The following is a 13,207-nucleotide window of genomic DNA, read 5'->3' as shown; positions in this document are numbered from 1 at the left end:
GCAACGGCAATGAAACTGCTGTTCGTGCATCAGAACATGCCGGGTCAGTATCGCGAGCTGGTGAAATGGCTTGTCGCGCAGGGCGGGTATGAACTGGTTTTCCTGAGCCAGCGGAGCGATGTGAAGATCGCGGGCGTGCGCACGGTGGTCTATGCCCCCTTCCACACGCCGGCGAAGGAGGCCTTTGGCCTAGCCCGGGACTGGGAAGCGGCAGCGGGGGCGGGCTTTGGCGCCGTGCAGGCGATGCAGAAATACGAGGCCGAGACCGGCTTTCGCCCCGACATCATCCTCGGCCATACCGGCTGGGGGGAATTGTCCTTCTTCAAGGATCTCTGGCCGGATGTGCCGATCCTTGGCTTCTTTGAATATTACTACAATATGCAAGGCGGCATGGTCGGCTTCGACTCCGAACAGCCCGCCGGTGCCCATGCGCCCTATTTCAACCGCGCCCGCAACGTGGTGCCCTGCCTCAACCGCGAGGTGGTAGATCTGGGCCATGTGCCGACCTACTGGCAGCGCGACCGCTTTCCGGCCTCGTTCCATGACATGATGTATGTCTGCCACGATGGCATCCGGGCGGACCGGTTGCAGGCCAACCCGAATGCGCAGATCGCGCTGGGGCGGCTGGGCCATCCGCTGTCGCGCGGCGATGAGGTGGTGACCTATGTGGCCCGCAACATGGAACGGGCGCGCGGGTTTCACATCATGATGCGGGCGCTGCCGGCGATTCAGGCCGCACGCCCCAATGCGCGCATTCTGATGATCGGCGGCAACGAGGTCTCCTACGGGCGCGAGAGCGAACACCCCGGCGGCCTGCGCGGCGAGATGGAGGCCGAGGTCGGCGACTGCGTCGACTGGAGCCGGGTGCATTTCCTGGGCCGGGTGCCCTATGCGGACCTGTGCCGCATCATCCAGCTGTCGCGCTGCCACGTCTATCTGACCATGCCCTTTGTTCTCAGCTGGTCGCTTCTGGAGGCGATGGCGATGGAGGCCACCATCGTGGCCGCCGATGTGGCACCGGTGCGCGAGGCGATCACCCATGGGGACACCGGCCTGCTGGTGGATTTCTTCGATCCGGAGGCGCTGGCCGCGCAGGTGGTGGAGGTGCTGGCCCGCCCGGCGGAGCATGCGGAGCTGGGCGCGCGGGCCCGGGCGCGGGTGATGCGGGACTATGATTTTCTGACCTGCTGCCTGCCGGAGCATCTGGCGCGAATCAACCGGCTGGTCAGCACCACGTCGCCGATCAGGATCGACGCGGGCTGAACGGGCGGGGCCTACCAGATACAGGTGCCCGAATTCGGGCGATGGGTTGATGGTCGTGCATGCGTAAGAATAAGTTTGTATATCTACATCGGAATGAAAGGTACCGTGGAGGCGGTCACACCATCAGATGCCATACATCAGCCATGATCAGCGTCGTCGATGCGCAGGATGATCGCGTCCTGGGTGGCACCATCGACCAAGGCCCACGTGGTCTGGCCGGTGGGGCGATAGACCACAAAAGCTTCCTCGCCCTCGGCGGTGTTATAGCCTTGGATCCACTCGAAGCCGTGATTGGCCGCCCCGAGGTGAAAAATGGGTCGTCGCCATAGACCCGGTCACGGCCAAAGTCGCCGATCATCGTGTTCGAAACAAAACCGCCATCGATGGAAACATTGCCCGTATGACTGCGCAGTTCGCCATCGTTGTTGAGGGGGGCGGCGAGGCTTGCGCAGCGCAAAGATCGAGCAGTCCCCGTCGCTGCCTAGCGGAACCACCAAGAGCCAGTCACCGCTTCGGGTGACGTCGATTTCGCTGAAATTCTGGAAACGGCTGTCGCTGCTGTCGAGGATATGATCTACTGGTGGCAGGCTGTCATTGCCGCCAAATGCAGCACGCTCAAGTTGGCGGTGATCCAGCCGACCGATGCCTCGAGAAGTCCTCTGTGAAATTCAGGCCCTGATGTCCGCCGGGCTGCCCGCCCGACGGTGGCGGCATGGATAGCCCTAGGTGTTTGGTCCCGGTGTGTGGTGGGTTGGGTTTAGAATGAATCGGTCTGGTTCGTTTGTCCAGATTTTGCAGATGTATTCGAATGGCGTGAGGCCATTGAGCCTTGCCATGATGGCTACTCTCTGCATTTACGTTCATGAGAGTGACCTTGTTCTTGCGGGCGGGTAGGAAGCGGGGCATAAATGTAGCCGTATAGGGGACGGATATGTAGTATCATTTTCCTCATCTGAGTGTAAATCTTGGGAAGGTTGACTCAATATGCACTTCGGCTAAACAATACTGATGCTCCTAAAAACATGATCATTGGCTTTCTTGTGCTGTGCGCCCTACAGTTTCCCAGTCTGCGACTAGACTTTTCGCTCGTTTGCCGTGGCTGGGCAAGGAGGGGATTACGATGAAAGCATCTTAATTCACCGACGCGCCGAAAGAGTTCATCATCATGCAGAGCGCAGAAGGTACAGTGGTTGCGCAGATCTTGCCTGCAAGGCTGAGCCTTGTGCTGGTCAGCCGGGCCTGTGGGCCAGAAGAAAACCGCAACAGCGTCGTCTCATCGCCCCCTCTCCAATACATCCGAATATGATACGCTTCCTGATGCTTTTCCTATTCTGCGAGGGTATAGCTAACCACCGGCACAATCGAGAGAGATAGCTCCATGAAACAGCCCCAAAGCGCGCCGCGCCGCGTTCTGGTTACCGGCACTGCCGGATTTATCGGCTTTCACTTGGCTAGGCTGCTACTGGCAGAAGGGGATTGGGTGCATGGCTTTGATGGCATGACGGATTATTACGATGTAAACTTGAAGCAGCGGCGTCACGGGGTACTGTTGCAGAGTCCGAGCTTCACCCGCACAGAGGGCATGCTGCAGGACCAGGCGCTGTTTGACCGTATGGTGGACAACTTTCGTCCGGATGTGATGGTTCACCTCGCCGGACAGGCGGGCGTGCGATACAGTCTGGAAAATCCGCGGGCCTATATCGACAGCAACGTTGTAGGCACCTTCAACGTAATGGAAGCGGCTCGACGGCTCAAGGTAGAGCATCTTTTAATTGCCTCCACCTCCTCAGTTTATGGTGCCAATGAGGACATGCCCTTTGCGGAAACTGACAAGGCCGACACACCGCTCACCATTTATGCTGCTACGAAGAAGGCCAATGAGGCAATGGCGCATTCCTATGCGCATCTGTGGGGGCTGCCAACGACAATGTTTCGTTTTTTTACTGTTTATGGTCCTTGGGGGCGTCCGGACCTTGCCTTGTATAAATTCGTCGATGCGATCCTGAAGGGCCGTCCGATCGACATCTATAACCATGGCGATATGTACCGGGATTTCACTTATGTTGATGACTTGGTGCGCGGCATCCGCCTGCTTATTGACACGCCACCGGTACTCCCTGAATCAAGGGATGACATCCTAAAAGGCGACAGCTTGTCGCCAGTAGCGCCCTACCGGGTGGTTAATATCGGCAATTCTGACAAGGTACGGCTATTGGATTTCATTGAGGCCATTGAAGAGGCTCTGGGTCAGAAGGCCATTCGCAACTACATGGAGATGCAAAAGGGTGATGTGCCCGCGACCTGGGCCAATGCCAATCTGTTGAAGGACCTGACGGGGTATCGTCCTCAGACCGATTTCAGAGAAGGGATTACCCGCTTCGTGACGTGGTTCCGGGAGTACTATGGCCGCTGATGCTGACAATGTGGGTGATGGGCAGGCCTAGGATCACCTTCGGGGGGCTAGCTCCGTTCTAAGTATACCGTACAGAGATTTTCGTTCTAGTGGGACAGCTCTGGTCATTTGCCGCCGCGCTGCCTAGACACAATAACAGCAGAGCCTGTTGCCCGGAGACCGCCACATGCCCCCCAGACAGATGACCCTCGACGAGACTCTGGTTGAAATGGCCCGCGTGCTGAAGGTGGAGGCGGCAGCGCTGACCCGGATGGCTGGAGAGGTAGGTGATGCACAGCTCAAGGCCATCGATATCCTCGAGGCGATGGAGGGGCGCGTCATTGTCTCCGGCGTCGGCAAATCCGGCCATATCGGCAATAAGATCGCCGCCACCCTGGCCTCTACCGGGACGCCGGCGCAATTTGTACATGCCACCGAGGCCAGCCATGGCGACCTTGGCATGGTGACGCCGCGCGATGTCTGCCTGGTGATTTCTAATTCCGGCGAGACGTCTGAACTGGCCGATATCGTCACCTACAGCCGCCGCTTTGCGATCCCGCTGATTGCCATCACCCGCATGGCCGAGAGCACCTTGGCCACCCAGGCCGATGTGGTGCTGCTGCTGCCCGATGCGCCGGAGGCCTGCGGCATCGGCATGGCGCCCACCACCTCGACCACGGCGACGCTGGCGATGGGCGATGCGCTGGCGGTGGCGTTGATGAAGCGGCGCGGCTTTGAGCGCGAGGATTTCAAGGTCTTCCACCCCGGCGGCAAGCTCGGCGCACAGCTGATGCTGGTGGATGGGCTGATGCACACGGGCGACGCCCTGTCCCTCGTGGCACCGGAAACCCCGATGTCTGAGGCGCTTTTGACCATGACCGCCAAGGGCTTTGGCCTTGCGGGGCTGGTCGAGGGTGGTCGGCTCACGGGCATCATCACCGACGGCGATTTGCGCCGCAATATGGACGGGCTGATGGCGCGTTCTGCGGGCGAAGTGGCCACCCGCGGCCCCAAGGTGATCCGACGCGGCTCGCTTGCTTCCGAGGCGCTGCACGAGATGAACAGCCGCAAGATCTCGGCCTTGTTCGTACTGGATGACGCGGACAGGGTGGCGGGGCTGCTGCACATCCACGACTGCCTGCGCGCGGGCCTGGGCTGAGCGGCGGGGCGCAATCAGCGCCTGATCACTGCTACTAGATCTTCTATATCGGTGCATGTGTTTGTGGTGGCAAACGCCAATGTGGTGGCCCCAGAATGCAGACACGGCAAAGACGCGAAACATGTCAACAACTGGTTGAACAGGCGATCATAAGAATGCGCCATGTGTTTGACTGATTTGTAAGCGCCGCGTTACCGCCCTCGTAGACGTTTGAAGTTTGTCATCTGAGAAGAGCCCATCCGAACAAGCAGGGTTCCGATGGATGATACAGTGCAAGTTTACGTAACTTCTCACAGTGTCGAAGAAGGATACGCAGGGCGTATCGATGTTGTGACTGGGCCGAGTGGTCGGCGTCGATGGCCGGAACAAGTGAAGGCTGAGATTGTTCTGGAAAGCTACCACGACGGTGTCTCGGTGGCGGATGTTGCGCGCAAGCATGGGGTCTCAGCGCCTCAGCTTCATTCTTGGCGGCGCGGGACGGTGTTCTTGCGATGCGGGATGACGACATGCTGGGTCTGGTACCGGTCGTCGTTGAGGCGGGCGGAGAGGATGGCGGGCACATGCCGCCTGACGCGCCCGGGACGATTGTTCTGGAGATCGATTGTGTTCGGGTGCTGGTTCCGACCGGTTTCGATCCCGAGCCCTTGGCCGCGTCATTGCCGCGCTCAGGGCGGCGTCATGATCCTGCCCGGCGGCAAGTATCACGTTTATCTGGCGACGCGGCTGGTAGGTTTTCGCAAGGGGAATGCGGGTCTGACGCTCGTGATCCAGACGGTTCTCGGGTGTGATCCCTACAGCGGGGTGGTGTTTGTCTTCAGATCAAAGCGGGGTGACAGGATCAAAATCCTTGTTTGGGATCAGACTGGTTTGGTATTGATCTACAAGCACCTTGAGGGCGGCCAATTCCAGTGGCCCCGGCCAACGGATGGGGTGATCAAGCTTACCCCGGGGCAGTTCTCGGCGCTGTTTGAAGGGCTGGACTGGAAGGCGGTTCGGGCCGAGCGGCGGCGGCAACCCAGGCTGGCAGGATAGCCTGCGGCATGTCTTCTGCTGCCGCCATCGACCCTGAATAGGTTGCCGAGCTGGAGCGCCAACTTGCCACCGCAAGGGTGCTCTTGGCAGCGTCTGAAGAATCCAACGCGCGCCTGGAACGTATGCTTGCTCAGGCGAGGCACGCGCGGTTTGGAGCAAGTTCCGAAAGGGGTGCCCCGGATCAACGCAACCTCTTCACGGAAAACATCGAGGTCGCCGAGGGGCAGTTGGCGGCGGCGGCCGGTGCTGCCGACAAGGCACTGGGCAAGGCCCCCCGGAAACGCGCGCCAGCCAAACGCAACAAAGGGGATTTGCCAGACCATCTCGAACGCGTCGAAGAGGTGATCGAACCAGAGAGCACGGCTTGCCCGTGTGGTTGCGGTGAAATGGTCAAGGTCGGGGAAGACCGCACCCAACGCCTCGACGTCGTGCCCGCCCAGTTCCGCGTCCTTGTCACCGTGCGCCCCAAGTACATGTGCCGCACATGCGATGGGAAATCCCACGCGCAGGCACCGGCACCGGCACCGGAGTTTCTGGTCCCGCGCGGTCTGGGCACGAACCGGTTCGCCGTCCATTCCGTGGTTGCGAAGCTTTGCGATCATCTTCCGTTTTATCGCCAAGCCGAAATCTGGCGACGCGACGGCATCGAAATCGACCGCACCATGCTTGCCAACTGGGCAGGCCGTATCGCCTTCCAGTTGGCCCCCATCACCGACGCCATGATTGACGAACTGAAAGCCAGTGACCGCCTCTTCGCGGACGAAACCACGGTACCTGTCTTGGCTCCGCGCACCGGCAAAACCCGCAAGGACTATCTTTGGGCGGTGGTTCGCGACCAGCGCGGGTGGGGCGGCGGCGACCCACCCATCGTGGTGTTCCAGCACTCGAGAAGTCGCAGCGCAGAGACTGCGAAGAAGATATTCACCGGCTTCAAGGTCGGCTCTCTAACCGTGGATGGCTATGCCGTGTGTGGACGCCCCAGTGAATGCAAGAAGTTTTTGGCAGGTATGAACATGTGGTCAGGTGCTGTCGTATGTTCGGCCTCTGAATGTGGCTTTGACACGCCACGGGCCCGTATGGAGATGCGCGGATCAGTTCCAACTCGGATACGCGCGCTCTAAGGCGCACGGCCCAGTGCCTGGTTTTCCTGATCCCGTCTCATTGACCGTTTGTCCTTACTTCACCTCCGACCTTCTCACATGACCGGCAAAAGCCACCCTACTGGGTTAGGCCAAAGCCGGGTTCCTGTAGTTCTCATTCTTCGTCATCAGAGCCCATGCAGTGCGCGCCATCTTGTTGGCCAGTGCGACGGTCACGAGCATCCTTGGTTTACGTGCCAGCATCTGCCCGAGCCAACCACCCTGATCCGCACCCCGTCGAATGGCCCATCGCACGACAGACGCCGCACCGATGATAAGAAGGCGGCGCAGGTCGCGTTGGCCCATTTTCGACGTGCGCCCGATACGCTCTTTGCCGCCCGATGAGAATTGCTTGGGCGTGAGCCCGGTCCAGGCGGCGAAGTCCCGCCCTTTGCGGAAAGTGCTTGGGTCTGGAGAGAGAGCGGTAAGGGCCATGGCCGTGATCGGCCCGATACCTGGGATCGTCATCAAGCGCTTTGCCGCTGGATCCTGCCGGGCACCAGCACGTAGCTCGGCACCCAATTTGCCGATCTTGCATGCAAGCATCGCGATATGATCCAAAAGCAGTTGAGCATGGTCAATGACTGCGGCTGGCAGTTCTGTTTCTGGATCACTGATCGCGGCCTGTAACCGATTGAGGTGAACTGTGCCAGAAGGTGCTACTAGCCCGTATTCTGCCAGATGCCCACGCAGCGCGTTAATCGTTTGGGTCTTCTGTCTTACGAGCAGGTCACGGGTTCGCAACGCCATGCCTGATGCCTGTTTCTCCGCACTCTTCACGGTGACAAAACGCATTGTGGGACGAGATGCCGCCTCAGCGATCGCTTCCGCATCATTGGCATCGTTCTTCTGTCGCTTGACGTAAGGTTTCACGTAGATCGGAGGGATCATCTTAACGGTATGCCCGAGCTTTCCGATCTCGCGCCCCCAATGATGAGAACTGGCACACGCCTCCATGGCCACGGTGCAGGTCGGAATGCCAGCCAGTAGAGATAGCAGCTTTGACCGCCGTACCTTCTTGCTGAATACCGGTCTGCCATCGGCTGTCGCTCCGTGAACCTGGAATATGTTTTTGGCCAAATCTACGCCGACTATGCTAATCTTTTCCATGGACGTCTCCTCTTCAACATGGTGATCACACCACCAGTTTGGCACATCGATGCCGTCGGAGGGGCGTCCACCCCATCGGATACGATGCCCTGGGTGATCCGAAGAAGACAAACCAGCCATGGGGCATCACCTACTGCTGGACCCATTGGCGACGCCGGTTCGTGGAATACAGCCGCACGACCTCTTCTCCAATTTGCACCGAGATGAAGGAACGTATCGGTCAGCTCTACCGGATCGAGGCCGAGATCCGCGGCAAAGCCCCCGAAGTCCGGCGCGCCATCAGGCAAAAGCTCTCCAAGCCCATCGTAGACGCCTTGCGTCCGTGGCTGGAGGCGCAACTTGACATGCTATCGTCAAGCTCAGACCTCACGCGTCACATCAGATACGGCCTCAAACGATGGGACGGGCTGACCCGGTTCCTGGACGATGGACGCCTCGAAATGGATACGAACGCTGTCGAGAATGCGATCAGACCGATTCCTCTCACGAGGAAAAATGCACTCTTCGCAGGCAATGACGACGGCGCGGTCACTTGGGCCCGCATGGCATCGCTGGTCGGAACCTGCAAACTGAACGGCATCAACCCGCAGGCCTATCTCGAACACGTCCTGGAAAAGATACTGAATGGACATATGCAGGAAGATATCCAAGACCTCCTGCCATGGAACTTCAAACCAGACGAGGCGCGGCACTCATGAGCAAGATCAAGGACGTCGAGCGCAGCATCGAGGTGATCGCGGGACAGGTCGCGGCGCAGCAGATGCTTATGGAAACCATCATCGTCGAAGCAATGCGCATGAACGCCATCGGTGAAGCACAAAGCATGGCGCTCCTAACCCAAGGCATGGACGTATTCGAGCGCAACGAAAACATGACAAAGCACGAAACTTTCGGCGCAATCGGTACCCTTAAAAGCGTCTTGGGCACGAACAAACGCGCGGAAGACGCAAAGCTGATAGACTGACTACCATCCAAACGCAGTCAAGCCGCCAACCGATGGGTGATCAGCCCGCGCTTATACTGATTTCCTACTCATTGCGGCTGATATATGTACATAATATACATTACACAACCATTTGAGATGTGCAATCAAACCTAACCCTGAGATGCGCTTATGTTGGAATTCGGCGGGTTATTTAATGGAGATATGTGAACAAGCCAGTGGAATTTGAAGCGCCACTTGGAATAAGTGGTACATGGGGTCGCTTAGGTGTTTGATCCCACGGTTTAATAGTGCGGTCCTTTCTCAGGCTTGGAAGGAAGCATTATGGGACAAGTTCGTCACGGGAGCGCCACGACAACGCACGCTGTCAGAGCTGCAATACAGCGATCGCAAGCTTCGCTCGCGCAGTTGAGCAAGGAATTGGGCATCAATCCCAAGACTGTCGCGAAGTGGCGCAAGCGGGCGACCGGTGGAGGACTTGAAGACTGGGCCGAGGGAGCCGCGTTCGACCGTTCTCACTGAAGCTGAGGAGGCGATGATCGTCGCATTCCGACGGCACACGCTGCTGCCGCTGGATGATTACCTCTACGCTCTTCAGCCATCGATTCCGCAACTGACGCGATCAGCATTGCACCGCTGCCTGCAGCGGCATGATATTTCTCGGCTACCTGAAATCGAAGGCGACAAGCCGAAGCGCCAGAAGTTCAAGCGCTATCCCATTGGCTTTTTTCATATCGACATCGCCGAGGTTCAGACAGCGGAGGGCAAGCTCTACCTCTTCGTGGGGATTGACCGCACCAGCAAGTTCGCAGTCGCACAATTCGTGGATAAGGCAGACCGCAAGACCGCCTGGGAGTTCCTCGAACACCTGCTCAAGGCATTCGTCGGGGAAACGCCCCACCGGGGCCCCTCCTGATCCTCCTCATCCTATCGCATCCACACGATCCTCACCGACAACGGCATCCAGTTCGCGGAGCAGCCTCGCAACCGGAACACAGCCTATTCCCGGCAGATGCGCTTCGACATGATCTGCAAGGCAAATGAGATTGAGCATCGGCTTACCAAGCCCAACCACCCCTGGACCAATGGCAGGTCGAGCGGATGAACCGCACGATCAAGGAGGCGACCGTCAAACGATACCACTACGGCAGTCACGACCAGTTGCACACGCACCTCGCGGACTTCATGGCAGCCTACAACTTCGCACGCCGCCTCAAGACGCTCAATGGCCTCACACCTTACGAATACATCTGCAAAATCTGGACTTCAGAGCCAGATCGATTCATCCTAAATCCGATCCACCAAATGCCGGGACTAAACACCTAAGATATCGCGCTCCTCCGTCACCCGTGCCAGCTCCCGCTTCATACGCCGGATCTCTGCATCGCTCGCGGCGTCGCCCGGGGCGGCCTTCGAGAACTTCTTCTTCCAAGCATAGAGAGAATACGCGCTGACGCCGAGGTGATCGGAAACCTCCCTGACCGGGTCGCCCCGTTCGGTGATCTGCGCGACCGCATCCCGCTTGAAATTGTCACTGTAAGTGTTGCTGCCCATCATGGCCTCCTTGCTTCAAATTTAGCTAAGAAGACGTCCACAATACACGGGGCTATTCAGACGGGATCAAGCAGCCTGATCAGACCGTCACCAACTTTCCTTTCGGGCATAGCTCTGTTCATCGAGGTCATATCGCCATGTGAGACCGATGAACGCTTCGATAACCAAGAAACAAGGGTTGGGTGCTCCCCCTACACACCCTTGCTCCAGAACCAACAAAGGACTCTTGTATCGGCTCAGGCGATGGCGGCTTCAAAAAACAAGGCATCGAGGCAAGCGGTATCAGTCCGTAAGGATTTACCAAGGAGGCGCTAGGATATGAGACCTTGAACAGAAGCCAAGTTCAGTTCTCGCTTTTGAAAATACCGAAACGCCAGCTTAGGACACAGACCGAAAGCCGTTTCGGCCAAACCCAGAGACGCCCTGCGCCTTCCTCAATCGGGCTTTTAGCCTAGTATTAGTCTAGGCGCTGGCCCGGTTGTGGCCCAGATCGGCCTTTGGCCTCATGCCATCTTCCACACATAACGCAGCAAGCTGCAAGGTGACTATATGCTACTGATATTATTAAAATAATGACGTCCGATAGCCTTTACGGACCGTCAGCAACTTGATTTTTTTAAAAAAACAACGCCTTACAATTTGAAGTCCCGAGTGTGGCACAGCCGTACCACACTGAGTGCCACGCGTGGCGCGTTGTCCTAAAACAGTTTCGGACAGTGCGTACTGTCTGTGATATACGTAAAAAACAAACGTTGGCTCCGCTGAGATTACGGCACAGGGGTACCAACGCGATTTGCCCAATGACAGGAGGTGCTCGGCCATTGGATCCCCGGGACTACGTATATATTCGCCTTGATACTAAGGAGGGTTGTAACGGCAAATCTTCTGACCATGCCACCATCCGCACTCACACGCAGGCTGCGCGTCTCGACGGGTTTGTCGTGCATAGTCGCTGGGCTGTGAGCGAACGGGTGGGCGCATCGGTTGCCGCGTCAGGGCGATCAAAATTGCAGCAACTGATCCGTCAGCTCCAACCTAGCGACGCCGTTATCGTCTATACGCTTGACGGGTTTGGGCGCGATGCATCTGACGTCCTGAAGACGATCCGGCACATAGACGAGATGCAGGCCGAAGCGTTTTGCGTGTCCCTTACAAGAGACAATCTGTATTCCGATACAAAGTTCATGACGATGATGGAGACCGTGGCGGCGCTGGAGCGCTTGACGGAGAGCGAGCGCAAACAGGCTAGGGCAACAGGGCGTGGTGTTGCAGGGGGGCGGATCGGACGACCACCCTCGCTGGATGATGCAACACAGGCGGCTGTGCTGGCGGACCTTGAGACTGGGATGACCATTTCCGCCGTGGCGCGGCGTTACAACACATCCCATCAGACCATTCTGCGCATACGGGGCGCAAGGACGCGATCCTGATCCTCTTTTGTCGCTGAACAGGCCGCAGTTCCGCCAGCCGTGCTGAAAGAACGCCGCCGCAGGGCAAAAACGCGTCTGCGCCCCAGTTCGAAAAGCCTGCGCGACCGCAGACGCTGTTCGGGCCGGAAATTGCTTGTTCGGCGGGCAAATTCAGGTGGTTTTGGCATCAGACAGCACGCCACTTAGGGAATGCCGGTTGAGAATCATTGTATCAGTCACCCCCGGTTCGCGACAAACTGCGCATATGGAGCGTTATAAAACTCAATGACTGTTCCCCAGGGATCCTGACAATAGATCAGGTTGAGTTTTTCACCATGGAGTGCGGTTACGGGCGTGACGCAGAGCAGGATCGCGGCCATGAGAAGGAAAACACGCGCGCAATCGACAGAGATATAGATCGTGTTCCAGGCCTCAGTCATTCACCTATGAGTGTATTTTGCCGGTGTCGCGCTTTGTAGAGTTGTGATTATCCAGTTGGTGAGCTATCGAAATGACTGAATTCTGACGTTTGCAGATTATGGATGTTCCTCATGCAAATCATCTCGCGCTTGTCGTTACTTCTCGGATTTTCTGTGTTGAGCTATAGCTTTAGCTGATATTCCAGCAGGTGTTACCGCGCTTGAGCAGGGCTGATCAGCCCCACCTGAGTGGTCCAATTTGATTGTTAGTGCATGATCGGCCTTGGGTCCATCTGTACGATGGTTTCGGGGGCCGGAGGGCGGTAGCCCAATGCGCTGTGTGGTCGTTTCGTGTTGTAGTGTTTCCTCCATTCTTCGATCAGGATTTTCGCCTCACGCAGGCTGTAGAAGATTTCGCCATTCAAGAACTCATCCCTGAACCGGGCGTTGAAGCTCTCGCAGTATCCGTTCTCCCACGGTGACCCGGGTTCGATGTATGCTGTCTTTGCTCCCACGGCTTTGATCCAATCCTGCACGGCCTGCGCAACGAACTCCGGGCCGTAACACCCTCGGAATGACGTTTATTAGGAGGCTATGACTGCCTGCGCAGCCCTCAAATAGCGCAGCAGGTGGTCATAGCCTGACGCACGACCCGTCATTCAGCCAGAGCCGCCCCTTCTTTGGTTGTTTCATTGGCACTTTCAGCCCCTCTCGTCGCCACAGCCTTTCGACCCGCTTGTCATTCACATGCCAACCCGCATCTCTCAGCAGCGCCGCGATCCGACGA

Annotated in this window: 8 protein-coding genes and 7 pseudogenes; 11 read left to right on the top strand and 4 right to left on the bottom strand. The window is 57.8% G+C overall.

The genetic code is table 11. The annotated features are described in order from the left end of the window. Positions 1-9: 9 nt before the first annotated feature. Together CLV89_RS20165 and CLV89_RS22460 are read left to right on the top strand one after the other, a co-directional pair. On the top strand, positions 10-1,263 hold the full coding sequence (locus CLV89_RS20165) for a glycosyltransferase family 4 protein (protein ID WP_106165418.1): 1,254 nt from the start codon (positions 10-12) through the stop codon (positions 1,261-1,263). Positions 1,264-1,406: 143 nt separating this feature from the next. After that, positions 1,407-1,592, top strand: coding sequence for a hypothetical protein (locus CLV89_RS22460; protein WP_133166762.1), 186 nt, complete (start codon positions 1,407-1,409; stop codon positions 1,590-1,592). Positions 1,593-1,985: 393 nt separating this feature from the next. Here CLV89_RS22460 and CLV89_RS20160 read toward each other — a convergent pair. Next, positions 1,986-2,090: pseudogene (locus tag CLV89_RS20160) on the bottom strand (IS481 family transposase); the annotation flags it as partial. Positions 2,091-2,641: 551 nt separating this feature from the next. Here CLV89_RS20160 and CLV89_RS20155 point away from each other — a divergent pair. The 5 genes and pseudogenes from CLV89_RS20155 to tnpC (CLV89_RS20135) all read left to right on the top strand — a co-directional run. Further along, positions 2,642-3,676 (top strand): NAD-dependent epimerase/dehydratase family protein, encoded by a 1,035-nt coding sequence (locus CLV89_RS20155; RefSeq protein ID WP_106165417.1) that lies wholly within the window; start codon positions 2,642-2,644, stop codon positions 3,674-3,676. Between the two features lie 166 nt (positions 3,677-3,842). After that, the gene (locus CLV89_RS20150; RefSeq protein WP_106165416.1) at positions 3,843-4,814 is read left to right on the top strand and encodes a KpsF/GutQ family sugar-phosphate isomerase; all 972 of its coding nucleotides are present in this window, start codon (positions 3,843-3,845) and stop codon (positions 4,812-4,814) included. 258 nt (positions 4,815-5,072) lie between these two features. Beyond that, positions 5,073-5,228 (top strand): annotated as a pseudogene (locus CLV89_RS23000) (IS66-like element accessory protein TnpA); the annotation flags it as partial. A 264-nt stretch (positions 5,229-5,492) separates the two neighbouring features. After that, positions 5,493-5,846: an IS66 family insertion sequence element accessory protein TnpB gene (gene tnpB / locus CLV89_RS20140; RefSeq protein WP_106165415.1), complete on the top strand. Its 354-nt coding sequence runs from the start codon at positions 5,493-5,495 to the stop codon at positions 5,844-5,846. 50 nt (positions 5,847-5,896) lie between these two features. Continuing rightward, positions 5,897-6,808, top strand: a pseudogene (gene tnpC, locus CLV89_RS20135) (IS66 family transposase); the annotation flags it as partial. Between the two features lie 264 nt (positions 6,809-7,072). Here tnpC (CLV89_RS20135) and CLV89_RS20130 read toward each other — a convergent pair. Next, positions 7,073-8,095: an IS110 family RNA-guided transposase gene (locus CLV89_RS20130; RefSeq protein ID WP_106165413.1), complete on the bottom strand. Its 1,023-nt coding sequence runs from the start codon at positions 8,093-8,095 to the stop codon at positions 7,073-7,075. 77 nt (positions 8,096-8,172) lie between these two features. Between CLV89_RS20130 and tnpC (CLV89_RS20125) the strand changes: the two are divergent. The 3 genes and pseudogenes from tnpC (CLV89_RS20125) to CLV89_RS20115 form a co-directional block, all read left to right on the top strand. Further along, a pseudogene (gene tnpC, locus CLV89_RS20125) lies at positions 8,173-8,793 on the top strand (IS66 family transposase); the annotation flags it as partial. Then, positions 8,790-9,059 carry a hypothetical protein gene (locus CLV89_RS20120; RefSeq protein ID WP_106165412.1) on the top strand — a complete coding sequence of 90 codons (270 nt, stop codon included), beginning with the start codon at positions 8,790-8,792 and terminating at the stop codon, positions 9,057-9,059. The pseudogene tnpC (CLV89_RS20125) and the gene CLV89_RS20120, both read left to right, overlap by 4 nt. 303 nt (positions 9,060-9,362) lie before the next feature. Continuing rightward, a pseudogene (locus CLV89_RS20115) lies at positions 9,363-10,364 on the top strand (IS481 family transposase). Here CLV89_RS20115 and CLV89_RS20110 read toward each other — a convergent pair. Further along, positions 10,362-10,595: pseudogene (locus CLV89_RS20110) on the bottom strand (transposase); the annotation flags it as partial. The pseudogenes CLV89_RS20115 and CLV89_RS20110 sit on opposite strands and share 3 nt — an antisense overlap. A gap of 797 nt (positions 10,596-11,392) precedes the next feature. Here CLV89_RS20110 and CLV89_RS20105 point away from each other — a divergent pair. Next, positions 11,393-12,022: a recombinase family protein gene (locus tag CLV89_RS20105; RefSeq protein WP_106165411.1), complete on the top strand. Its 630-nt coding sequence runs from the start codon at positions 11,393-11,395 to the stop codon at positions 12,020-12,022. Between the two features lie 664 nt (positions 12,023-12,686). Here the strand turns inward: CLV89_RS20105 and CLV89_RS20095 are convergent. Then, positions 12,687-13,207: pseudogene (locus tag CLV89_RS20095) on the bottom strand (integrase core domain-containing protein); the annotation flags it as partial.

It is taken from the genome of Tritonibacter scottomollicae (genome assembly GCF_003003215.1).
GTDB classification, from domain to species: Bacteria; Pseudomonadota; Alphaproteobacteria; order Rhodobacterales; family Rhodobacteraceae; genus Epibacterium; species Epibacterium scottomollicae.
Note: the sequence above shows the minus strand (reverse complement) of the source record. Positions and strands in the feature narration are given on the sequence as shown.

Bases quoted from the DNA above. Each gene is read 5' to 3' on its own strand.
- CLV89_RS20130 (WP_106165413.1), bottom strand. From the start codon at position 8,095: ATGGAAAAGATTAGCATAGTCGGCGTAGATTTGGCCAAAAACATATTC.
- CLV89_RS20105 (WP_106165411.1), top strand. From the start codon at position 11,393: ATGACAGGAGGTGCTCGGCCATTGGATCCCCGGGACTACGTATATATT.
- CLV89_RS20120 (WP_106165412.1), top strand. From the start codon at position 8,790: ATGAGCAAGATCAAGGACGTCGAGCGCAGCATCGAGGTGATCGCGGGA.
- tnpB (WP_106165415.1), top strand. From the start codon at position 5,493: ATGATCCTGCCCGGCGGCAAGTATCACGTTTATCTGGCGACGCGGCTG.
- CLV89_RS22460 (WP_133166762.1), top strand. From the start codon at position 1,407: ATGATCAGCGTCGTCGATGCGCAGGATGATCGCGTCCTGGGTGGCACC.
- CLV89_RS20150 (WP_106165416.1), top strand. From the start codon at position 3,843: ATGCCCCCCAGACAGATGACCCTCGACGAGACTCTGGTTGAAATGGCC.
- CLV89_RS20155 (WP_106165417.1), top strand. From the start codon at position 2,642: ATGAAACAGCCCCAAAGCGCGCCGCGCCGCGTTCTGGTTACCGGCACT.
- CLV89_RS20165 (WP_106165418.1), top strand. From the start codon at position 10: ATGAAACTGCTGTTCGTGCATCAGAACATGCCGGGTCAGTATCGCGAG.